Origin of the sequence: Leisingera daeponensis DSM 23529 (genome assembly GCF_000473145.1) — a bacterium.
Lineage (GTDB): Bacteria > Pseudomonadota > Alphaproteobacteria > Rhodobacterales > Rhodobacteraceae > Leisingera > Leisingera daeponensis.
Map to the genome: position 1 here is coordinate 2,930,784 of NZ_KI421500.1, position 20,890 is coordinate 2,951,673.

Sequence of the window (20,890 nt, forward strand, 5' to 3'; positions counted from 1 at the left end):
CCCTCGATTCCTAAAAAATTCATTCCTGCGAACACGCTGGACACTACTCTGCGCGCCGTTCCCCCTCAAGCTGCGACAGTTGCGCTGCGGCATCAAGGACAGCAGCCGCCACAGCCGCAGCATCCGGCGTCTTACTGACCCGCAAAGTCTTGCACTTCAAGCCTTTCAGCGGTTCTGCGACCGCCGGACTGAGGGCAATCAGGTGCAAATGCGCGGCTTCCCCGCACAGTTCAGCAAAATGACGCGCAGATCTGGGAGAGAAAAGCGGCACAATCACATCCGTTTGCGCAGCAAGCAACGCTTGGGCCTCGCCGGTCAGCGGCAGAAGCACCTGATCATACAGGATTTGCTCGTGGCAGGCGATGCCTCCGCGGGTGAGCCGCCCGGCAATATCGCCACGGGCATGGGCGCCGCGCAGATGCAGCAGCGGTGCCTCAGGCTGCTGGCCGAGGATCGCTGCGACCAGTTCGTCGGCGCAATGGCCCAGGCAGGACGCCTGCCAGCCGGCTGCAGCGGCCGCCTGGGCCGTGCGTTCCCCCACGCAATAGGCAGGCAGGCGCGCGGCGGTTTCACGTGAAGCGATCTCGACCCCGTTGGCGGAGGTGAAAATTACGCCTTCCATTCCGTCCAGCTGCACCGGTGCCTGTGCCGCCTGAATCTCCATCAGCGGCGCAAAAATGACTTGCAGCCCGGCGCGCGCCGCCTCGGGCAGGATGGCCACGAACCGCTCTGCCGCTGCCAGCGGGCGTGTCATCAGCAAAGGCACCATCGCGGGGCTCCCGGGATTGTTTGCAGGCCTCATAGGTGGTAGCCCCGGCAGCAATTCGATGCAACGGTAAGACCATGACAAAGACCCTGACCATTCTGGGGCTGGAAAGCAGCTGTGATGACACCGCCGCCGCAGTGGTGCGGCAGGCCGAGGGCGCGCAGCCCGAGGTTCTGTCCTCGGTCGTATTCGGCCAGACCGAGCTCCACAGCGCCTTTGGCGGCGTGGTGCCGGAGATTGCGGCGCGCGCCCATGCGGAGAAGCTGGACATCTGCGTGCGCGATGCACTGGCCGAGGCGGGGCTGACCCTCAAGCATTTGGATGCCGTCGCCGTGACCGCGGGCCCGGGACTGATCGGCGGGGTGATGTCGGGCGTGATGTGCGCCAAGGGGATTGCCGCCGCCACAGGCCTGCCGCTGATTGGTGTCAACCATCTGGCAGGCCATGCGCTGACCCCGCGGCTGACTGACGGGATTGCATATCCGTATCTGATGCTGCTGGTCTCCGGCGGGCATTGCCAGTACCTGCTGGTGCGCGGGCCGGAGGATTTCACCCGCCTGGGCGGCACCATCGACGACGCCCCCGGCGAGGCCTTTGACAAGACCGCCCGCCTGCTGGGCCTGCCGCAGCCAGGCGGGCCGTCGGTGCAGGCCGAAGCCGAAACCGGTGATCCCAAGCGGTTCCGCTTCCCGCGGCCTTTGTTGGACCGGCCGGATTGCAACCTGTCGTTTTCCGGGCTGAAAACCGCCCTGATGCGGATGCGCGATCAGATTGTGGCGGAAAAAGGCGGTCTGACCCGCCAGGACAGGGCCGATCTGTGTGCCGGATTTCAGGCTGCCGTCGTCGATACGCTGGCGGAGAAAACCCGCCGCGCCCTCCACCTGTATCTGGAGGAACAGCCCGGGACGCCAACTGTCGCCGTCGCCGGCGGCGTCGCGGCAAATACCGCCATTCGCGCTGCGTTAGAAACTGTCTGCGGCGAGGCTGGCGCCGCCTTCACCGCGCCGCCGCTGCGCCTGTGCACCGACAATGCCGCAATGATTGCCTATGCCGGCCTGGAGCGTTTCAAAGCCGGTGCACGCGATGGTCTGGACCTGACCGCCCGACCCCGCTGGCCGCTGGACCAAAGCAGCCCGGCGCTGATCGGTTCGGGCCGCAAGGGAGCCAAGGCATGAGCGTTTCTGTTCTGGGCTCCGGCGCCTTTGGCACTGCTCTGGCGATTTCTCTGGCCGGCAACGGGCCGGTTACGCTGTGGGCGCGTGATGCGGATCACGCCAAAGCGATGCAAGATAGCCGCCGGAATGAAGCCCGGCTACCGGGTGCTGAACTGCCGGAAACCCTCACCGCCACTGCTGAGATTGAGCAGGCTTGCAGCTCTGAGGTTTTGCTGCTGGCGGTGCCCATGCAAAAGCTGCGCAGCGTCCTGCAACGGCACCAGGAGCATCTGTCAGGGAAAACCCTGGTCGCCTGCTGCAAAGGTATTGAACTCCACACCGGGCTTGGTCCGGTGTCGGTTATACAGGAAGTCCTGCCAGAATCCCCCGCGGCGCTGCTGACCGGGCCGAGCTTTGCGGCGGATATCGCGCGCGGCCTGCCAACTGCGCTAACGCTGGCCTGCGGCGGCGCGGACCTCGGCAAAGCGCTGCAGCAGCAGCTGTCCACTGCCAACCTGCGCCTCTACCGCACCACCGATACCATCGGTGCAGAGCTGGGCGGAGCGCTGAAAAACGTCATGGCGATTGCCTGCGGTGCGGTGATTGGTGCCGGGCTGGGCGACAGCGCCCGCGCCGCGCTGATGACCCGCGGTTATGCCGAGATGCAGCGCATGGCGCTGGCCTGCGGCGCCAAGGCCGAAACGATGGCAGGACTGTCCGGGTTTGGCGATCTGGCGCTGACCTGCACGTCCGACCTCTCCCGCAACTACCGGCTGGGCCTGTCGATCGGCCGCGGCGAGGCTTTTGATTCCTCTATCACGGTCGAAGGCGCTGCAACGGCGCACGCGGTAGCGGAACAAGCCCGGAAGATGCAGCTTGATATGCCGATCACGCAGACGGTAACCAATTTGCTCGATCAGCGCTTGACCATTTCGGAAGCGGCGGCTCTTTTACTTAAAAGACCGTTAAAAGAGGAATAAAATGCTCATCGCATTGATCGCCCGCGACAAACCCGGACATTTGCAGACCCGCTTGGACAACCGCGACGCCCATCTGGCCTATATCAACGACACCGGTGCCGTGGCGCAGGCGGGTCCGCTGCTGGATCAGGATGGCAATATGGCTGGCTCTCTGGTTATTCTGGACGTCGAAGACATGGCAGCGGGCGAGGCATGGGCGGCCAACGACCCTTACAACAAGGCCGGCCTCTTTGAAGCTGTCGAACTGATCACCTGGAAGAAAGTTATCGGCTGATGCGCTACTGGCTGTTCAAATCCGAACCCTCCACCTGGAGCTGGGACGACCAGGTCTCCAAGGGTGACACAGGCGAGGAATGGGACGGCGTGCGCAACTACCAAGCGCGCAATTTCATGCGCGACATGAACGTCGGCGACCGCGGATTCTTCTATCACTCGCAGAAGGAAAAATCCGTGGTCGGCATCGTCGAGGTCTGCGCAGAGGCGCATCCGGACAGCACTACCGTGGATGACCGCTGGGAATGCGTCGATATCAAGGCGGTGCGCCCCTTTGCCAAGCCGGTAAGCCTGGATCAGATCAAGGCCGATCCGCGCCTTGAGGATATGGTTCTGGTGAAGAACTCCCGTCTGTCGGTTCAGCCGGTCAGCGAGGAGGAATGGTCCGCTGTCTGCGCGCTGGGGGAGACAGATCCCGGCTGATCTGCCACTCTTCTCTCAAGCGGCGGGAACCATTGAAGGGATTATCATGGATTTTCTGAGTGTGATTGCGGCAGCGGCCGCGGCCTTTGTGCTGGGGGCAGCTTATTATGGTGCTCTGGCCAAGCCCTGGATTGAAGCTTCTGGCGTGGAATGCGACGAGTCCGGCAAGCCGAAAGGCGGCCAAAGCCCGGCGATCTTTGCCATGGCCTTTGTCCTGCAGCTGATCGTGGCGGGCATGATGCGCCATGTGTTCAGCCTGTCCGGGATCGAAACACTGGGCGCAGGGCTGATTGGCGGCGCTGGTATTGGCCTGTTTTTCATCAGCCCCTGGATTGCGCTGAACAACATGTACGGAATGCGGCCGGTGAAATTGACGCTGATTGATGGCGGGTATGCCACGCTGGCCTGCGCGGCGGCCGGTCTGGTTCTGACCGTGTTCTGAAACCAAAAAGGGAAGGACCTGCGGACAAGCAGGACCTTCCCTTCCACCCCGCGTGCTCCAATCCACCACACGCGTATGAAAATCTGGTTCCTGGCCGTCCTGGCCGGTGACTCTTGTATACAGTGCGGCAGCGCGATTCCGCAAAGCAATAACCCGGACAATGTGAGCTAAAACAAAAGCACCCGCGAACGAGTGCCTAAAGTTTCAACCTGAAGTATCCGTACGGCGGGAAACTGCACTGATTGCTGCAGACCGGCCTCTGGATAGAAAGGGGGCGTCTCTAGCTGAGACGCCCCGCCGGGTAATTTACATGTGGTCGCCGAGAATGACCTCGCTCTTCACCGGTTCAATTGCGTTTTCGTCAATTTCCGGCATCGCCTTCAGCTGTTCTTCGGTCTGGGCGGTCAGCCGCAGCTGCCCGTTCTTGGTCACCTCGAAGTCGGTCAGGGGAATTGCGACCGAGTGTTCGCCCATACCCAGGAAGCCGCCAACCCCAACGACACCGGACAGCTTGTTGTCGTGCATGATGACATAATCGATTTCGCCAACATCGGCATTGGAGGCGCTCAGCACGTTCTTGCCGACCAGATCGCCAGCTGTCATGGCGCGGATGTCCATTGCGCCATCGGTGTTGGGAAGTGCCGGGGAATTGGTCGATTCTGCGGTTTCGCTGATGTCCGCGCCTGCAACCGGCTCAGTGCCCTCGGTACCATCGCGCGAGGGGGAGCGGTCGACGCCAGCGGAGGCGCCGGCAGGGTCGCTGTCAGTGGTTTCGGTAACCGAGTCAGCAGCGCCGGCTTCTTCCAGAACGGTGCCCTCACCTTCGTTGCCGCGCGACGGAGAAGTTTCTACGCCAGCAGATGCGCCAACGCCGTCGTCACTGGCCGCGAGAATCAGTTCGGCTTCGGCAGTCGCGAAGGATCCGTTTTCGGCAGCAAACCCGGTGCCAGCCACCAGCGCGGCGGCGGCAGCGGTTACCAGCAGGCGGACGTTCGATTTCATTTCGGTCATCATAATTATTCTCCACAGCCAAAAGTGTTGATGCTGGGACAACGCAGCAAACGCAAAACCCGTTCCATCACGAAAATGACAACTGCCAAACGGAGCGTGCAAGCCTTTGATCTTCGGACCATATTAAGCTGAACTGAAACTCAGAACCGTCCGGGCACGCCCGCCAACGGCAAAAAGCCCCACCATTTGGCGGGGCTTTTCATCGCACCTTTAAGTCAGGGCTTAATAGCGGTAGTGCTCCGGCTTGAACGGGCCTTCCGGCTTGACGCCGATATAGGCGGCCTGTTCGGCGCTCAGCTGGGTCAGCTTGACACCGATGCGGCCCAGGTGCAGGCGGGCGACCTTCTCGTCCAGATGCTTGGGCAGGATATAGACCTGGTTCTGGTAGTTGTCGCCGCGGGTCCACAGTTCGATCTGGGCCAGCACCTGGTTTGTGAAAGACGCCGACATCACAAAGGACGGGTGGCCGGTTGCGTTGCCCAGGTTCAGCAGGCGGCCTTCGGACAGCAGAATGATGCGGTTGCCCGAGGGCATTTCGATCATGTCCACCTGCTCCTTGATGTTGGTCCACTTGTGGTTGCGCAGGCTGGCGACCTGGATTTCATTGTCGAAGTGGCCGATGTTGCCGACAATCGCCATATCCTTCATCTCGCGCATGTGCTCGATGCGGATCACATCCTTGTTGCCGGTGGTGGTGATGAAGATATCGGCGGAAGACACGACATCTTCCAGCAGCACCACTTCAAAACCGTCCATTGCGGCCTGCAGGGCGCAGATCGGGTCGGCTTCGGTGACTTTCACACGGGCGCCGGCACCGCGCAGGGAGGCTGCGGAGCCCTTGCCCACGTCGCCATAGCCGCAAACCACGGCAACCTTGCCTGCCATCATGGTGTCGGTGGCGCGGCGGATGCCGTCGACCAGCGATTCCTTGCAGCCGTATTTGTTGTCGAACTTCGATTTGGTGACCGAGTCGTTCACGTTGATCGCCGGGAACGGCAGCTGGCCGTTCTTCTGCAGATCGTACAGGCGGTGGACGCCGGTGGTGGTTTCCTCGGACACGCCCAGGATCGCGTCGCGGGTCTTGGTGAACCAGCCCGGGGAGGCTTCCATGCGCTTTTTGATCTGCGCCTTGATGACCGCTTCCTCTTCGGACTGCGGCACCGGGATGATCTCCTCGCCGGCTTCGGCACGCGCGCCCAGCAGCACATACAAGGTGGCATCGCCGCCATCGTCCAGGATCAGGTTGGCACCCTCAGGGAACATGAAGGACTTGTCCAGGTAATCCCAATGCTCTTCCAGGGTCTGGCCCTTGATTGCAAAGACCGGAATACCGGCTTCGGCAATTGCCGCGGCAGCGTGGTCCTGGGTCGAGAAGATGTTGCACGACGCCCAGCGCACGTCCGCACCCAGCGCCACCAGGGTTTCAATCAGAACCGCGGTCTGAATGGTCATGTGCAGCGAGCCGACGATGCGCGCGCCTTTCAGCGGTTTGCTTTCACCGTATTCCTCGCGCAGGGCCATCAGGCCCGGCATCTCGGTTTCGGCGATATCCAGCTCCTTGCGGCCAAAGCCGGCCAGCGCGATGTCTTTGACGATATAATCCCCGGCCATAGTCTGCTCCATTCCGGTTACGAGTACACTTGCAGCAGGGCCTAACACTGCATGTGTTGATATTCAACGAAGATACCCGCAACCGGAGCCGAAGGCTCTGGCTTTTTGTGGCCGGTCAGGCTGTAGGGGGATAGCCTGTCACGCTGGCTGTCTCAGCTTGGCGTGCCCGGGTCCGGCGTTTTTTCCGCAATATGGAAGAACGAGGATCCGGTTGCGACAACGCAGCTAATCCCGTTTGCATGGGAAACCAGAACGGTGAATGTCCCGGTTTCATCCGACGCCCAGACCTCGATCACAGTGGCCTCGGTCCGGCCTTTCTGCAAACCGCCGGCGGTCAGCCGCTCGGAATACCCGCTTGCCAGCTTTTCGGTCATCACCTCACGGTCGCCGCAGCTGGCGGCCAGCACAGGCGGAGCGGTTGCGGCCATGCCGAAAAGCAAAGAAACACCAAGCAGACGTTTAAACATGACAAACTCCTTTCCGTTCTGTGAGTCACGTCACAAAAGGGGTTTGCCGCGCGAGGGGGCGGAGCCCCTTATACTCTAATAATATTGGGTCTGAATGCCGCGGTTTCAAATTCACAGCTTATAAACACTGAGTTTTCACCCGTGTCCCGACCGTGAACAGGACATGGCTCACAGCATTGCCCGAAGCCTGTTCAGGAGGTAGTCAAAAGAGGAACCGCAGCGACAGGAAACACCCCATGCCCGCCAAACCCGCCCGCGCCTGGCAGCGCATGCTCTCCGGCCGCCGCCTGGATCTGCTGGACCCGACCCCGGTGGACATAGAGATCGAGGACATCGCGCACGGGCTGGCCTTTGTGGCGCGGTGGAACGGTCAGACCCGGGGGGATTTTGCCTATTCGGTCGCAGAGCACTCGCTGCTGGTCGAAGACATCTTTTCCCGGATGTACCCCAAGGCACCGGTCAAATGGCGGCTGGCGGCGCTGCTGCACGATGCCCCCGAATATGTGATCGGTGACATGATCTCTCCGGTCAAAGCAGCAGTGGGACCGGGTTATGGCGAATTGGACCAGAGGCTAACCACGGCCATTCACCTGCGGTTCGGGCTGCCTGCGGCACTGCCCAAGACGGTCAAGGCGCAGATCAAGCGCGCGGACAAGGTCAGCGCCTGGATGGAGGCGGTGCAAATTGCCGGATTTCAGGAAAAGGAAGCCAGCCGGTTCTTCGGCACTCCGAAACCGGAGATCGTGGACGGGCTGGAAATCGTGCTGCGTCCTCCAGTCGAAACCCGCATGGCGTTCCTGGGGCGCCATGCGGAACTAATGGCACAACTGTAAGGCTCAGCGCGGGCTGCGCTTGGCCAGGATCCGCTGCAGCGTGCGCCGGTGCATGTTCAGCCGCCGGGCGGTTTCTGACACGTTGCGGTCGCACAGCTCATAGATCCGTTGGATATGCTCCCAGCGCACCCGGTCGGCGCTCATGGGGTTGTCCGGCGGCGGCGGAAGCTCATCCTCTGTGGCCAAGAGCGCGTTCATGATGTCGGTGGCATCGGCCGGCTTGGACAGGTAATCGGTTGCGCCGATCTTGACCGCGGCCACCGCCGTCGCGATGGCGCCGTATCCGGTCAGAACCACCACCCGGCTGTCCGGGCGTTTTTCGCGCAGGATTTCGACCACATCCAGGCCATTGCCGTCTTCCAGCCGCAGGTCGACAACCGCATAGGCCGGCGGGCGGGCGGTTGCTATGGCGCTGCCAGCCGCAACAGAGCCTGCGGTTTCCACCTCGAAGCCGCGTTTCTCCATTGCCTTGGCCAGACGCCGCAGGAACGGCTCGTCATCATCGACCAGCAGCAGCGATTTATCGGGTCCAATGTCCTGCAGAGCAGTTTCGGCCATGCCCGGTCCTCCGCGAAGTATTTCAGTTCACGCAAGAATATGTCCGGGCGAGGGGAAAGGTCAAACAGCTATCGCGGTTCAGATTTTTTCTATGAAACAGGCGGCCTTGCCGGCCATCTGCTCTGCCGTTTCGTCGCGGGGGAAAAACTCGACGAAACCTTCCTCAGGCAGCACCAGATAAGAGAAGGTGGAGTGGTCGACCAGGTAATAATCCTCGTCGCCCTCATTCTTCTTGAAATAGGTCTTATAGGCCTTGCTGGCCGCCCTGACCTGCTCGAGCGAGCCGGTCAGCCCGATCATTTTCTCATGCAGGTTTGCGGCGAAATCGCCAACCGCTTCAGGTGTATCGCGGTCCGGGTCGATCGAAATGAACACCGGCGTCACGCTGATGCCGCGCTCTGCCAGCAGGTCGACGGCATCCGCGTTGCGGGCTGCGTCCATAGGGCAGACGTCCGGGCAGAAGGTATATCCGAAATAGACGATCGACGGTTCGGTGATCACGTCCTTGTCAGTCACTGTTTCACCCCGTGAGTTGATCAGCTCGAACGCCCCGCCGATGGTATCCGCCCCCCCGGCGATCTGGCTGCTGCGGCACTGTGCGAATTTGTCACCCCCGCTGCCTCCGCGCGTCAGGAACCAGGCGCCGCCCACAAGGGCAGCAACGAAAGCAACGGCAAGAAGAGCATACACGCGGGTCATGAGATCGCACTTTTCGGCAAGGAAGGATTATTGAACGTTTGCGGCGCCAGACCTATCAAGAAACACAGCCGATGCAACTGGCGCACGGCGTCACATCTGCGGGAGCAGCGGACCTAATGAGCGATCGCATTTTCAGGCTGACAAGCGGCCATGAACACAGCCACTGGATCCGGCTGCGCACCTTGATTCTGCTGCGCTGGGTGGCGATTGCCGGACAGATCACCGCCATTGCGGTGGCACAGCACCGCTTCAACCTGCAGCTGGAACTGGCATTGTGCTATCTGGCCATCGGCATCTCGGCGGCGGGCAATCTGATCGCGATCTTTGCTTTCCCGGAAAACAAACGCCTGACAGAGTTCGAGAATTTCCTGATGGTCCTGTTCGACCTGCTGCAGCTGGCCTTCCTGCTGTATCTGACCGGCGGACTGAACAACCCCTTTGCGCTGCTGGTGCTGGGACCCGTCACCATTTCCGCTGCGGTGATGGGTCTGCGCTCCACCCTGATCATCGGTGCCACGGCCATTATCCTGGTCACGCTGATGGCCGAATTTCACCTGCCGCTGCGGACCGAGCAGGGTTTTATCCTGCGTATCCCTGATGTGTTTATTTTCGGCAACTGGATCGCCATCGTGATCGCCATCCTGTTCATCGGCGCCTACTCCTTCCGTGTCAGTAACGAGATGCGCTCTATGTCGGATGCGCTGAGCGCCACCCAGCTGGCGCTGTCGCGCGAGCAGAAACTAACCGACCTGGGCGGTGTTGTGGCGGCCGCGGCGCATGAGCTGGGCACCCCCCTGGCCACCATCAAGCTCGCCAGCGCCGAGTTGATCGAGGAGCTGGACGACCGCCCCGACCTGCGCGAGGACGCCGCCCTGATCCGGGAGCAGGCGGACCGCTGCCGCGATATCCTGCGCAGCATGGGCAGGGCCGGCAAGGACGACCTGCATTTGCGCCAGGCGCCGTTTTCCACCCTGGTGACCGAGGCCGCAGAGCCGCATATGAACCGGGGTAAGACGGTCATTTACCATGAGGAGCCGCTGGAAGGCGGCGACTTCCAGCAGCCAACCGTGCTGCGAAAGCCCGAGATCATTCACGGGCTGCGCAATCTGGTGCAAAACGCGGTCGATTTTGCCCGTTCCACCGTCTGGATTGACGCTGCCTGGAACGACGACCGGATCGTCCTGCGCATTTGCGATGACGGCCAGGGCTTTCCGCCGCAGCTGCTGGGCCGGATCGGCGACCCCTTCGTGCGCCGCCGCCGCGGGGAAAGCGAATTGAAGCAGAGACCGGAATACGAAGGCATGGGGCTGGGTCTGTTCATCGCCAAAACCCTGCTTCAGCGAACCGGGGCCCAGCTGAGGTTTGCGAATGGCACTGACCCGTTTCAGACCCTAAGCCCCTTCCGCGAACGCCGCGGCGCCATTGTCGAGGTGGCCTGGCCGCGCAAAAAAATCGACGCAATGGAGGACGGCGGCCCTGTCATTGGGAAAAATATACCTTTAGAAATTTAACTATTCACTTTTGGGCAACCAATTAAACTTCATTTAACCATTATTGGGGAACCATGCGGGTAAACGAGAGCTGAACTGGGCAGGACGAGATGCAGGACTTCGCTTCGATCGAATGGTTTGTACTGGCGGCGCTGTGCGCTGCAACGGCTGCCGCCGCGGTTTGGTGGCTGTCGCCAACGCCCCGCCGCCGGGGCATGGCGCACGACCTGCTGGCCGCCGATGGCCGTACCGATGCCGTGTTCCTGTTTGACGACAACAGCCTGATCGGCTGGTCCTCGGGCGCGCGCAAGTTCATTGGCGATCAGGCCGAAAACTTTGACTGGAGCATGCTGCGCGATCAGCTCGCCCGCAGCTATCCGGGCCTGCCGCAATCGCCGGGTTTCCTCAAGGACGTCGGCCCGCTTGTTCTGTCCGGCACGGCCGCGGCCGAAAGCCGCGAGGCGCATTGCGAATGGATTGACGGGGTGACGCGGGTGCAGCTGCGCCGCAGCGCCTTGGAGGAGCAGAACAAATCCCTTGATCAGGAACTGACAACCCTGCGTGCCGCAGTGCATCAGGCGCCCTACCCGGTCTGGCTGCAATCGGAAGAGGGCAACGTCACCTGGTCCAACCTTGCGTATGACAACCTCAGCCAGAAAATCCGCGGCCGGAACGCGGATTTTGCCGACCCCTTGTTCACCGATCTGCACGACCCGATGACCAGCGGCAAGCCTGAGCGGATCTTCATCCCGCTGCCGGAAAGCAAGAAAAAGCTGTGGTATAACGTCTCGACCACCGAAACCGAGGCCGGCTGGCTGTGCCATGCAGTCGACGTGAACGCTGTGGTCGATGCCGAGGTGGCCCAGCGAAACTTTGTCCAGACGCTGGCCAAGACCTTTGCCCAGCTATCGATTGGCCTCGCGATCTTTGACCGCAACCGGCAGCTGGTTCTGTTCAACCCGGTGCTGATCGACCTGACCGCCCTGCCCGCCAATTTCCTCAGCTCCCGGCCCAACCTGCTGACCTTCTTCGACCGCCTGCGCGATCAGCGGATGATGCCGGAACCGAAAAGCTATTCCAGCTGGCGCCACCAGATGGCAGACCTGCTGGAAGCCGCAGCCGAAGGCCGGTACCAGGAAACCTGGTCGCTGCCGTCGGGCTCCGTCTACAAGGTGTCTGGCCGCCCGCATCCGGATGGTGCCATCGCCTTCCTGTTCGAGGACATCACGGCCGAAGTGACCCTCACCCGCCAGTTCCGCTCGGAACTGGAGATGGGGCAGTCGATCCTGGACCAGATGGACGAGGCCATCGGAGTCTTTGCCAGCGACGGAACCATGACTTTCTGCAACACCGCCTATGGCAGCCTTTGGCAGATGGACCCTGAGGCGAGCTTTGCCAAAGTATCGATCATGGATGCCAGCCGGGTCTGGCAGAACACCGCCGCCCCGACCCCCGTCTGGGGTGAGATCCGCGACTTTGTCGCCGGTTACAAGGGGCGTGAGGCCTGGTGGTCACGCGTCCAGCTGCGCGATGGCACGCCACTGATCTGCAAGGTATCTGCGATCCAGAACGGGGCCACCATGGTTAGCTTCCGCCCGCCGGAAACCGCCGCCCTGCCGGCAAGCCAGGAGCGTTTCCCCGCCATCACCCAGGGTTGAACCGGGAAACCGGCTTGCAGCAGGCCGGCGGCGGCGGCATTGTACCGCCATGACCACGCATACCGCGGCCTGCACGCTGAACTCACCGGAAGATACGGCCCGCTTGGCCGCACAAATCGCCGGGGCCCTGCGCCCCGGCGATTGCCTGCTGCTGGAGGGGGTGATCGGCGCCGGCAAAACCCATTTCGCCCGCCACTTGATCCAATCGCTGATGGAGGTGCCCGAAGACGTGCCCTCCCCGACCTTCACTTTGGTACAGACCTATGACTTGACCGCTGGCGAGCTGTGGCACACCGATCTCTACCGGTTGTCCTCTCTGGACGAACTGGAGGAGCTGGGCCTGACCGAGGCGTTTGACTCCGCGATTTGCCTGGTAGAATGGCCCGACCGGCTGGCTGAGCTGACGCCTGCCCATGCCCTGCATCTGACGCTGGCACTGGACCCCGAACACGAAGACCGCCGCCATCTGACGCTCCGCTGGAGCGATGAAAAATGGCAGCCCCTGATGGAGCGCATCAGCGCATGACCGACCGCAATCAACTTTGCGACTCTTTCCTGTCCGCAACACCGTATGCCGGCTGGCAGCGCGGCCCGCTCGCCGGCGACGCCTCCAACCGCCGCTATGAGCGGCTGACAAGTTCGGATGGCAAAACAGTGGTGCTGATGGACGCCCCTCCGGAAAAAGGCGAGGATGTCCGGCCGTTCATCCGCGTCACCGAATATTTGCGCGGCCAAGGCCTCAGTGCCCCGGAGATCCTGGCGCAGGACATCGAACACGGCTTCCTGCTGCTGGAGGATCTGGGCGACGATCTCTATGCCCGGGTTATCCAACGCGAACCCGCGCTGGAAAAGGACCTGTATGAAGCGGCGACGGATGCGCTGGTAGCGTTGCATCAGGCGCCGATGCCGGATCTGGAGCCGTATGGCCCGCGGATGATGGCGGAAATGTCCGGTCTCGCGCTGTCGAAATACCGCGCCGGTATCCTCGGCAGCCAGGATGAGGACCTGCAGGCCCGCTTCGAGGACCTGTTCGAAGACATCCTGCGCGGGACCGTCAAAGGCGATCCCGTTCTGGTACAACGCGATTATCACGCCGAAAACCTCCTGTGGCTGCCGGACCGCGAGGGGGTTGCCCGCGTCGGCCTTCTCGATTTTCAGGACGCCCGCGCCGGCCATCCGGCCTATGATCTGGTGTCGCTGCTACAGGATGCGCGCCGGGACGTTCCCGCCGGTATCGAAATGCAGATGATCGACCGCTATATCGCAGCCTCCGGCGCGGATGAAACCGGCTTCCGCACGGCCTATACCGTGCTCGGCGTGCAGCGGAATATGCGTATTCTCGGTGTCTTTGCCCGGCTTGGCACGGACTACGGCAAACCGCACTACGTGGACCTGATTCCGCGGGTCTGGAACCATTTCATCCACGGGCTGGAGCATCCTGCTTTGGCCCGGGTCGGAGAGTTGCTGCGCGAGAACCTGCCGGCGCCCGCACCGGAAAACCTCGCCAGGCTGAGGCCCTGATGCAGCGCTCGCCAGATGCAGTAATGCTGTTTGCCGCGGGCTTTGGCACCCGGATGCGGGAGCTGACCCGCGACAAGCCCAAGCCGATGATCGAGGTGGCGGGCCGGCCGCTGATCGCCCATGCGCTGGAGCTGGTGCAAGCCATCAATCCAGCGCGGATCGCCGCCAATCTGCATTACAAGCCAGAGCCTTTAAAGGCCTATTTAGAGCCTGAAAACGTGCTTCTTAGCCTTGAAGAGCCGGATATTCTCGACACCGGCGGCGGGTTGCGCCAGGCGCTGCCGCTGCTAGGTGACGGCCCTGTTTTCACGATGAACACCGACGCCATCTGGAAAGGCCCGAACCCGCTGCATCTGGCACAGGAGTCCTGGAACCCGGAGCGCATGGATGCGCTCTTGGTCTGCGTACCGCTGGGCAAGGCCGCCGGGCGCACCGGCGGAGGCGATTTCTCGACGGATGCCGAGGGGCGCATCAGCCGCGGCGGCGATCTGGTTTATGGCGGAGTGCAGATCCTGAAAACGGAAGGGCTGCACCAGGTTGAGGACAAGGTTTTCTCGCTCAACATACTCTGGAATCAGATGGCCGCGGCGGGTCGGCTGTTTGCACTGGAATATCCCGGCCGCTGGTGCGATGTCGGCCATCCCGAAGGGATCACACTGGCCGAGGACCTGATTGCCGCAGATGATTTTTGAACCATCCGTCAAACCGCGCCTGTTTGCCGTGCCCTGCGGCGCCGATTTCCCGCGTGCGCTGGTTGAGGGCTTGCGCAGCCGCAGCCAGGGCCTGCCGCCGGAGGCGCTGGCGCGGGCCGAATTGATCATCAACACCTCCCGCATGGCGCGCCGGGTGCGGAACCTGTTTGATACCGGCCCGGCCATGCTGCTGCCGCGGATGATGCTGCTGACAGACTTGGCCCAGCGCGCCACGCTGGACGGCCTGCCGCCCGCCCTGCCCCCGCTGCGGCGCCGGCTGGAGCTGTCGCAGCTGATTGCGAAACTTCTGGACGCCCAGCCTGATCTCGCCTCCCGCGCCTCGCTTTACGACCTCTCCGACAGCCTGGCTGCGCTGATTGACGAGATGCAGGGCGAAGGCGTCAGCACCGATACGATCCGCGCGCTGGATGTCTCCGACATGTCGGGCCATTGGGCCCGCGCGCAGGCCTTTATCGGCATCGCCGACGAATTCACCGGCCTGCATGAGGGCGCGATGGACGCACAGGCCCGGCAGCGGCAGGTGGTTCTGAACCTGATTGAACAGTGGCAGGACAAGCCCCCGCAGCATCCGGTGATCCTGGCCGGCTCCACCGGGTCGCGCGGCACGACTCTGATGCTGATGCAGGCTATCGCGCGGCTGCCGCAAGGGGCCGTGGTGCTGCCGGGCTTCGACTTTGACCAGCCGGATCATGTCTGGGCCGGGCTGGATGATCCGATGATCTCAGAAGACCACCCGCAGTACCGGTTCCATAAACTGATGAAGGATCTGGAGCTGACACTCGGCGAGGTGCAGCCCTGGACAGACACACCGCCGGCCTCGCCCGAACGCAACCGGCTGGTGTCGCTGGCCTTGCGCCCTGCCCCGGTCACCGATGCCTGGATGAGCGAAGGCCCCCTGCTGACCGGGTTGAGCAAGGCCACCGAAAACCTCACCCTGATCGAGGCGCCCAGCCCCCGTGCCGAGGCTCTCGCCATTGCACTGCGCCTGCGCCAGGCGGCTGAAGACGGGCAGACCGCGGCGCTGATCACACCGGACCGGATGCTGACCCGCCAGGTCTCCGCGGCTCTGGACCGCTGGGATATTCTGCCCGATGACTCCGCCGGCCAGCCCTTGCAGCTGTCACCCCCGGGCCGGTTCTTGCGCCATGTGGCGGGGCTGTTCTGCAAACCGCTGGCCTGCGACAGCCTGCTGACTTTGCTGAAACACCCGCTCACCCATGACGGCGCGGACCGCGGCAACCATCTGCGCCAGACCCGCGAGCTGGAACTGTCCCTGCGCCGCAACGGCCCGCCTTTCCCGGATGCCACAGCCTTTGCCGCCTTTGAAAAGGGCCGTGAGCTGACGCCGGGATGGACCGGTTGGCTGTCAGCCTGTTTCGCGGATCAGGAGATTGCAGAAATGCTTCCCCTGACCGATTGGGTGAACCGCCTGCGCGATCTGGCCGAACGCATCGCCGCTGGCAGCCAAGCCGATGGATCAGGAACCCTGTGGGACAAGAAGGCCGGCCAGGCCGCCCTCGCCTGCATCGAAAATCTGGAGACAGAGGCGCCGTATGGCGGCGGCATGACCGCCCGCGACTTCGCCGACCTGCTGGGCGCACTGCTGAGCCAGGGCGAGGTGCGCGACCGCGATGCGCCTTATGGCTCGATCATGATCTGGGGCACGCTGGAAGCGCGTGTGCAGGGCGCCGATCTGGTGATCCTCGGCGGCCTGAACGAAGGCAGCTGGCCCGAGGCCGCCAGCCCCGACCCCTGGCTGAACCGGCAGCTGCGCCACCAAGCCGGCCTTCTGCTGCCCGAACGTCGCATCGGCCTGTCGGCGCATGACTTCCAGCAGGCCATCGCCGCGCCCGAGGTCTGGCTGACCCGTGCTGAGCGGTCAGAGGAAGCCGATACCGTGCCCTCGCGCTGGCTGAACCGGCTGACAAACCTGCTGTCGGGCCTTCCGGAACAAGGCGGCCGCGCGGCGCTGGACACCATGCGCGCCAGGGGCCGCCGCTGGCTCGGCTGGGCGGAGGCGCTGGAAGAACCCACGCCGATTGCGCAATACCCCCGCCCGTCTCCGTGCCCGCCAGTGGCGGCCCGCCCGCGACGGCTGACGATCACCGAAATCCCGCGGCTGATCCGCGACCCTTACGCCATCTACGCCAAACATGTGCTGCGCCTGAAACCGCTGAACCCGCTGGTGCAGGAACCCGACGCCCTGCTGCGCGGCATCGTGGTGCATGAGGTGTTTGAGCATTTCATCAAGGACGCACAGGCGGACCCCTCGCTGCTGACTGCCGGTCATCTGATCGGCAAGACCCGGGAGCTGCTGGAGACACACGTGCCTTGGCCCGTCGCCCGCATCCTGTGGCACAGCCGCATCCGCAAGATTGCCAGCGATTTTGTCCTGGCCGAACAAGAGCGCCAGGCGCGCGCCACACCGGTCGCATTTGAGGCGAAGGGCAGCGCCCGGCTGGATCCGCTCGATTTCACCATCGCCTGCCGCGCCGACCGGATCGACATGGACGACCGCGGATTTCTACACCTTTATGACTACAAGACTGGCACGCCGCCCAGCGAGGCTCAGCAGAAGAAATTCGAAAAACAGCTGCTGATCGAGGCGGCCATGGCCGAAGAAGGCGCCTTTGACGACCTCGGCCCTGCGGAGGTCGCGCGCGCCTTGTTCATAGGGTTGGGCAGCAAACTGAGCGAAGTCGCGGCGCCGCTGCAGGCGGAGCCGCCCGCAAAGGTCTGGGATGAGCTGCGCACGCTCATCGCGGCCTATTTTGAGCCGAACCAAGGCTATTCGAGCCGGCGCATGGTGCACCGGGACGACATCGCCGGCGATTACGACCACCTGGCGCGCTACGGCGAATGGGACCGTAGCGCCACGCCGCAAACGGAGGATCTGGCATGACCATCCGCGATGCCGCCTCTGAGGCGCAGTTCCGGGCTGCGCGCCCTGATGCTTCCACCTGGCTGGCTGCCAATGCAGGCTCCGGCAAGACAAAAGTGCTGACCGACCGGGTGGCGCGGCTGTTGCTGAAGGGCGTGCAGCCGCAGCACGTTCTGTGTCTCACCTACACCAAAGCCGCCGCCAGCGAGATGCAAAACCGGTTGTTCAAGCGGCTCGGCGAATGGGCAATGCTTGGGGATGCGGCGCTGACCGACGCGCTGACCGAACTGGGCGAAGTGAGCACAGCAGTTGAAGATTTGGCACAGGCGCGCACCCTGTTCGCCCGCGCGATCGAGACACCGGGCGGATTGAAGATTCAGACTATCCACTCTTTCTGTTCCTCGCTGCTGCGCCGGTTCCCGCTGGAGGCCGGCGTTAGCCCGCAGTTTTCCGAAATGGACGACCGCGCAGGCCAGCTGCTGCGGGCGGAGATCATGGAGGATTTTGCCCAAGGCCCGCACGCATCTCAGGTCGATGCCTTGGCACGGCATGTCAGCGACAGTGATTTTGAGATGCTCACTGCTGCCATCTGCCAGCGCCGTGCTGATTTCGGTGACCCTCTCGACTGGGCCGGGCTTCTGGAGCTGTTCGGGCTCCCGGAAGGTTTTGACGAGACCGCACTGGAAGCGCGGGTTTTTCTGGGCGGTGAGGAAGAGCTGCTGCAGCGCGCCCGCGAAATGCTGAAGCAGGGCGGTTCGACCGACCAGAAGGCCGCGGCACAGCTGGCTGGCATCACCAAGCCCGCGCTTGCCGACCTGAACACATTGGAAAGCGTGTTTCTGACTGGCGCCAGCGCCAAGGAGCCTTTCACCGCCAAAATTGACAAGTTTCCGACCAAGAAACTGCGCGAAGCCCACCTGTCCCTGATGGACCAGCTGGAACCTCTGATGCGGCGGGTCGAGGATGCGCGGGCGAAACGCCTGGCGCTGACGGCAGCGCGCAAGAGCCACGACCTGCACCGTTTTGCCGCCGCCTTCCTGCCGGAATACGAGCGCCGCAAGCAGCTGCGCGGCTGGCTCGACTTTGACGACCTGATCCTGAAGGCGCGCCAGCTGCTGAACGATCCGGGCGTTGCCGCTTGGGTGCTCTACCGCCTGGATGGCGGCATCGACCACATCCTGGTGGACGAGGCGCAGGATACCAGCCCTGTGCAATGGGACGTGATCGAGAAGCTGGCGCAGGAATTCACAGCGGGCGAGGGCGCGCGCTCGGACGTGGAGCGCACCATCTTTGTCGTCGGCGATAAGAAGCAGTCGATCTATTCCTTCCAGGGTGCCGACCCGGATGCGTTCGACCGGATGCAGCAGGAATTCGGCAACCGGCTGGCGGAAACCGGGGCAGGGCTGCAGGATGCGTCGCTCGATTTCTCCTTCCGCTCCTCCGCCGCGATCCTGAAGCTCGTGGATCTGGTGTTTCGCGACAGTCCCCGCGCAGGCTTCCGCAAGGACGCGCTGCACCAAGCGTTTAAATCCGACCTGCCGGGCCGGGTGGATCTGTGGCCGGTGGTTGGAAAGGTCGAGGATGACGAGGACCCCGACTGGACCAGCCCAGTGGACCGCCCTAGCAGCCGCCACCACGCGGTGATCCTGGCGGAACGCATCGCCCGCTCGATCAAGCAGATGATCGACACCGGCACCACAATCCCCGAGGACGGCCCGGAGCGCGGCACTTTTCAGCGCCGCCCGGTGCAGGCCGGCGACTTCCTGATCCTTGTGCAGCGCCGGTCCGATCTGTTTTCGGAGATCATCCGTGCCTGCAAGAAGGCCGAGCTGCCCATCGCCGGCGCCGACCGGCTGAAGGTGGGCGCAGAATTGGCCGTCAAGGATATCGCGGCGCTGCTGCGGTTCCTTGCCTTGCCCGAAGATTCTCTGTCGCTGGCTGAAGCCCTGAAATCACCTCTCTTTGGCTGGACGGAGCAGGCGCTGTTTGACCTCGCGCACCGGCGGGAGGCGATGTACCTGTGGCCTGCATTGCGCGGCCGGGCAGCAGAATTTCCCGAAACCATGGCCGTACTGAACGACCTGCGCGCCAACGCCGATTTCCTGCGCCCCTATGACCTGATCGAACGCATTCTGACCCGTCATGGCGGCCGGAAAAAACTGCTGGGCCGCCTGGGACCAGAGGCTGAGGACGGCATCAACGCGCTGCTGTCGCAGGCGCTGGCCTATGAGCGCACCGATGTCCCCAGCCTCACCGGCTTTCTGGTCTGGATGCAGACCGACGATCTGGAAATCAAACGCCAGATGGGTGCGGCCGGTAATATGATCCGGGTGATGTCCGTGCATGGCTCCAAGGGCCTGGAAGCGCCGATCGTGATCCTGCCTGACACTGCCAAGCGGCAGCCGCCGCGGGATGCAGAGATCATGCTGGCTGATGGTACTCCGGTCTGGAAACTGCCAAAGGACCAGATGCCGTCTGCTATGCTGGCGGCCCGTGAAGCTGCGCAGGAAAAGCTGCGGAACGAACGGCTGCGTCTGCTCTATGTAGCTCTAACGCGGGCAGAAAAGTGGCTGATCGTCGCTGCTGCCGGCGAGGTAGGCGAGCAGGGCGACAGCTGGTACCGGCTGACGGAGCGTGCGATGCGCGACGGCGGTGCGGCGGAACTCGACACAGAAGGCGGCACCGGCCTGCGCCTGCAGCATGGCGATTGGGACGGCCTGCCGCTGGTCTTGCCCGAAGCGATTGAAGCTGCGAAGCACGAGTTGCCGGAAGTCTTCACACGCCCCGCCAGAGCCTATGCAGCCCCGGCGCCAGCGCTCAGCCCGTCCGACCTTGGCGGAGCCAAAGCGCTGCCGGGCGATCAGGGGCTCGATGAGGAGGCAGCAAAGGCTCGCGGCAGCCGGCTGCACCTGCTGCTGGAGCACCTGCCGGGACGGGCTGACGCGGACTGGCCGCAGCTGGCGCAAAACCTGCTGCAAGGGGCCGGCGACTGTGCAGAACTGCTGGCCGAGGCCTCCGCAGTCCTGCGCAATGACGCCCTGGCGGATGTGTTTCACCCGGATACGCTGGCCGAGGTTCCTGTCACCGCCGACCTGAACGGCGCCCGCCTGCATGGCATTATCGACCGGCTGATCATCACTCCGGAAACGGTTCTGGCGGTGGATTTCAAATCCAACGCCACCGTGCCGGCGGCGCCTGAGCAATGCCCCGAGGGCCTGCTGCGGCAGATGGGGGCCTATGCCCATGCGCTGGCTTTGATCTACCCGGGCCGAACCATCGGAACCGCACTGCTCTGGACCCGTACCGCAAACCTGATGCCGCTGCCGCACGACCTTGTGACTGCGGCATTGAGGCGGCAGTTGGAACCTTGACGATCGGTTAAGCCGTACCTAGGTTCCGACTCCAGTTGC

At 63.1% G+C, this 20,890-nt stretch carries 19 protein-coding genes; 13 read left to right on the forward strand and 6 right to left on the reverse strand.

Features of this window, described 5'->3' with window-relative positions; translation table 11 throughout:
* Positions 1–43: 43 nt before the first annotated feature.
* On the reverse strand, positions 44–754 hold the full coding sequence (locus DAEP_RS0114880; protein WP_342665828.1) for a uroporphyrinogen-III synthase: 711 nt from the start codon (positions 752–754) through the stop codon (positions 44–46).
* An 89-nt stretch (positions 755–843) separates the two neighbouring features.
* On the opposite strand from DAEP_RS0114880, the gene tsaD reads away from it, so the two are divergent.
* From tsaD to DAEP_RS0114905, 5 genes are read left to right on the forward strand one after another with little or no spacing between them, the layout of a single operon-like run.
* Positions 844–1,941 (forward strand): tRNA (adenosine(37)-N6)-threonylcarbamoyltransferase complex transferase subunit TsaD, encoded by a 1,098-nt coding sequence (gene tsaD / locus DAEP_RS0114885; RefSeq protein WP_027245194.1) that lies wholly within the window; start codon positions 844–846, stop codon positions 1,939–1,941.
* The gene (locus tag DAEP_RS0114890) at positions 1,938–2,900 is read left to right on the forward strand and encodes an NAD(P)H-dependent glycerol-3-phosphate dehydrogenase (RefSeq protein ID WP_027245195.1); all 963 of its coding nucleotides are present in this window, start codon (positions 1,938–1,940) and stop codon (positions 2,898–2,900) included. Before tsaD ends, DAEP_RS0114890 begins: the two co-directional genes overlap by 4 nt.
* Before the next feature lies 1 nt (position 2,901).
* Positions 2,902–3,174, forward strand: a complete 273-nt coding sequence (locus DAEP_RS0114895) for a YciI family protein (RefSeq protein WP_019295350.1) — start codon at positions 2,902–2,904, stop codon at positions 3,172–3,174.
* Positions 3,174–3,596, forward strand: a complete 423-nt coding sequence (locus tag DAEP_RS0114900) for an EVE domain-containing protein (protein WP_008553369.1) — start codon at positions 3,174–3,176, stop codon at positions 3,594–3,596. Before DAEP_RS0114895 ends, DAEP_RS0114900 begins: the two co-directional genes overlap by 1 nt.
* Positions 3,597–3,642: 46 nt before the next feature.
* Positions 3,643–4,038: a DUF1761 domain-containing protein gene (locus DAEP_RS0114905; RefSeq protein ID WP_008555561.1), complete on the forward strand. Its 396-nt coding sequence runs from the start codon at positions 3,643–3,645 to the stop codon at positions 4,036–4,038.
* A gap of 306 nt (positions 4,039–4,344) precedes the next feature.
* Here the strand turns inward: DAEP_RS0114905 and DAEP_RS0114910 are convergent, their stop codons facing one another.
* The 3 genes from DAEP_RS0114910 to DAEP_RS0114920 all read right to left on the reverse strand — a co-directional run bounded on the left by DAEP_RS0114910 (position 4,345) and on the right by DAEP_RS0114920 (position 7,127).
* Positions 4,345–5,052 carry a PRC-barrel domain-containing protein gene (locus DAEP_RS0114910; protein ID WP_008556905.1) on the reverse strand — a complete coding sequence of 236 codons (708 nt, stop codon included), beginning with the start codon at positions 5,050–5,052 and terminating at the stop codon, positions 4,345–4,347.
* A 219-nt stretch (positions 5,053–5,271) separates the two neighbouring features.
* Positions 5,272–6,660, reverse strand: coding sequence for an adenosylhomocysteinase (gene ahcY / locus DAEP_RS0114915; RefSeq protein ID WP_008556482.1), 1,389 nt, complete (start codon positions 6,658–6,660; stop codon positions 5,272–5,274).
* A gap of 152 nt (positions 6,661–6,812) precedes the next feature.
* A complete protein-coding gene (locus DAEP_RS0114920) occupies positions 6,813–7,127 on the reverse strand; it encodes a hypothetical protein (RefSeq protein WP_027245197.1) in 315 nt (104 codons plus the stop codon).
* A gap of 236 nt (positions 7,128–7,363) precedes the next feature.
* Here DAEP_RS0114920 and DAEP_RS0114925 point away from each other — a divergent pair, with 236 nt between their 5' ends.
* The gene (locus tag DAEP_RS0114925) at positions 7,364–7,960 is read left to right on the forward strand and encodes an HD domain-containing protein (RefSeq protein ID WP_027245198.1); all 597 of its coding nucleotides are present in this window, start codon (positions 7,364–7,366) and stop codon (positions 7,958–7,960) included.
* A gap of 3 nt (positions 7,961–7,963) precedes the next feature.
* Here the strand turns inward: DAEP_RS0114925 and DAEP_RS0114930 are convergent, their stop codons facing one another.
* Positions 7,964–8,518 (reverse strand): ActR/PrrA/RegA family redox response regulator transcription factor, encoded by a 555-nt coding sequence (locus DAEP_RS0114930; protein WP_008553721.1) that lies wholly within the window; start codon positions 8,516–8,518, stop codon positions 7,964–7,966.
* A gap of 78 nt (positions 8,519–8,596) precedes the next feature.
* The gene (locus tag DAEP_RS0114935) at positions 8,597–9,217 is read right to left on the reverse strand and encodes an SCO family protein (protein WP_027245199.1); all 621 of its coding nucleotides are present in this window, start codon (positions 9,215–9,217) and stop codon (positions 8,597–8,599) included.
* 116 nt (positions 9,218–9,333) lie between these two features.
* Here DAEP_RS0114935 and regB point away from each other — a divergent pair, with 116 nt between their 5' ends.
* The 7 genes from regB to addA all read left to right on the forward strand — a co-directional run bounded on the left by regB (position 9,334) and on the right by addA (position 20,851).
* The gene (regB, locus tag DAEP_RS0114940; protein WP_027245200.1) at positions 9,334–10,728 is read left to right on the forward strand and encodes a sensor histidine kinase RegB; all 1,395 of its coding nucleotides are present in this window, start codon (positions 9,334–9,336) and stop codon (positions 10,726–10,728) included.
* An 89-nt stretch (positions 10,729–10,817) separates the two neighbouring features.
* A complete protein-coding gene (locus tag DAEP_RS0114945; protein WP_008556732.1) occupies positions 10,818–12,365 on the forward strand; it encodes a PAS-domain containing protein in 1,548 nt (515 codons plus the stop codon).
* A 49-nt stretch (positions 12,366–12,414) separates the two neighbouring features.
* A complete protein-coding gene (tsaE, locus tag DAEP_RS0114950) occupies positions 12,415–12,891 on the forward strand; it encodes a tRNA (adenosine(37)-N6)-threonylcarbamoyltransferase complex ATPase subunit type 1 TsaE (protein WP_027245201.1) in 477 nt (158 codons plus the stop codon).
* Positions 12,888–13,886, forward strand: coding sequence for an aminoglycoside phosphotransferase family protein (locus DAEP_RS0114955; RefSeq protein ID WP_027245202.1), 999 nt, complete (start codon positions 12,888–12,890; stop codon positions 13,884–13,886). Before tsaE ends, DAEP_RS0114955 begins: the two co-directional genes overlap by 4 nt.
* Complete coding sequence (locus DAEP_RS0114960; RefSeq protein ID WP_027245203.1) at positions 13,886–14,578, forward strand: nucleotidyltransferase family protein; 693 nt, start codon at positions 13,886–13,888, stop codon at positions 14,576–14,578. The genes DAEP_RS0114955 and DAEP_RS0114960 overlap by 1 nt, the downstream gene beginning before the upstream one ends.
* Positions 14,568–17,501: a double-strand break repair protein AddB gene (gene addB / locus DAEP_RS0114965; protein ID WP_027245204.1), complete on the forward strand. Its 2,934-nt coding sequence runs from the start codon at positions 14,568–14,570 to the stop codon at positions 17,499–17,501. The genes DAEP_RS0114960 and addB overlap by 11 nt, the downstream gene beginning before the upstream one ends.
* Complete coding sequence (gene addA / locus DAEP_RS0114970; RefSeq protein WP_027245205.1) at positions 17,498–20,851, forward strand: double-strand break repair helicase AddA; 3,354 nt, start codon at positions 17,498–17,500, stop codon at positions 20,849–20,851. The genes addB and addA overlap by 4 nt, the downstream gene beginning before the upstream one ends.
* The last annotated feature ends 39 nt before the right edge of the window (positions 20,852–20,890 follow it).

Bases quoted from the DNA above. Each gene is read 5' to 3' on its own strand.
- DAEP_RS0114880 (WP_342665828.1), bottom strand. From the start codon at position 754: ATGACACGCCCGCTGGCAGCGGCAGAGCGGTTCGTGGCCATCCTGCCC.
- tsaD (WP_027245194.1), top strand. From the start codon at position 844: ATGACAAAGACCCTGACCATTCTGGGGCTGGAAAGCAGCTGTGATGAC.
- DAEP_RS0114890 (WP_027245195.1), top strand. From the start codon at position 1,938: ATGAGCGTTTCTGTTCTGGGCTCCGGCGCCTTTGGCACTGCTCTGGCG.
- DAEP_RS0114895 (WP_019295350.1), top strand. From the start codon at position 2,902: ATGCTCATCGCATTGATCGCCCGCGACAAACCCGGACATTTGCAGACC.
- DAEP_RS0114900 (WP_008553369.1), top strand. From the start codon at position 3,174: ATGCGCTACTGGCTGTTCAAATCCGAACCCTCCACCTGGAGCTGGGAC.
- DAEP_RS0114905 (WP_008555561.1), top strand. From the start codon at position 3,643: ATGGATTTTCTGAGTGTGATTGCGGCAGCGGCCGCGGCCTTTGTGCTG.
- DAEP_RS0114910 (WP_008556905.1), bottom strand. From the start codon at position 5,052: ATGATGACCGAAATGAAATCGAACGTCCGCCTGCTGGTAACCGCTGCC.
- ahcY (WP_008556482.1), bottom strand. From the start codon at position 6,660: ATGGCCGGGGATTATATCGTCAAAGACATCGCGCTGGCCGGCTTTGGC.
- DAEP_RS0114920 (WP_027245197.1), bottom strand. From the start codon at position 7,127: ATGTTTAAACGTCTGCTTGGTGTTTCTTTGCTTTTCGGCATGGCCGCA.
- DAEP_RS0114925 (WP_027245198.1), top strand. From the start codon at position 7,364: ATGCCCGCCAAACCCGCCCGCGCCTGGCAGCGCATGCTCTCCGGCCGC.
- DAEP_RS0114930 (WP_008553721.1), bottom strand. From the start codon at position 8,518: ATGGCCGAAACTGCTCTGCAGGACATTGGACCCGATAAATCGCTGCTG.
- DAEP_RS0114935 (WP_027245199.1), bottom strand. From the start codon at position 9,217: ATGACCCGCGTGTATGCTCTTCTTGCCGTTGCTTTCGTTGCTGCCCTT.
- regB (WP_027245200.1), top strand. From the start codon at position 9,334: ATGAGCGATCGCATTTTCAGGCTGACAAGCGGCCATGAACACAGCCAC.
- DAEP_RS0114945 (WP_008556732.1), top strand. From the start codon at position 10,818: ATGCAGGACTTCGCTTCGATCGAATGGTTTGTACTGGCGGCGCTGTGC.
- tsaE (WP_027245201.1), top strand. From the start codon at position 12,415: ATGACCACGCATACCGCGGCCTGCACGCTGAACTCACCGGAAGATACG.
- DAEP_RS0114955 (WP_027245202.1), top strand. From the start codon at position 12,888: ATGACCGACCGCAATCAACTTTGCGACTCTTTCCTGTCCGCAACACCG.
- DAEP_RS0114960 (WP_027245203.1), top strand. From the start codon at position 13,886: ATGCAGCGCTCGCCAGATGCAGTAATGCTGTTTGCCGCGGGCTTTGGC.
- addB (WP_027245204.1), top strand. From the start codon at position 14,568: ATGATTTTTGAACCATCCGTCAAACCGCGCCTGTTTGCCGTGCCCTGC.
- addA (WP_027245205.1), top strand. From the start codon at position 17,498: ATGACCATCCGCGATGCCGCCTCTGAGGCGCAGTTCCGGGCTGCGCGC.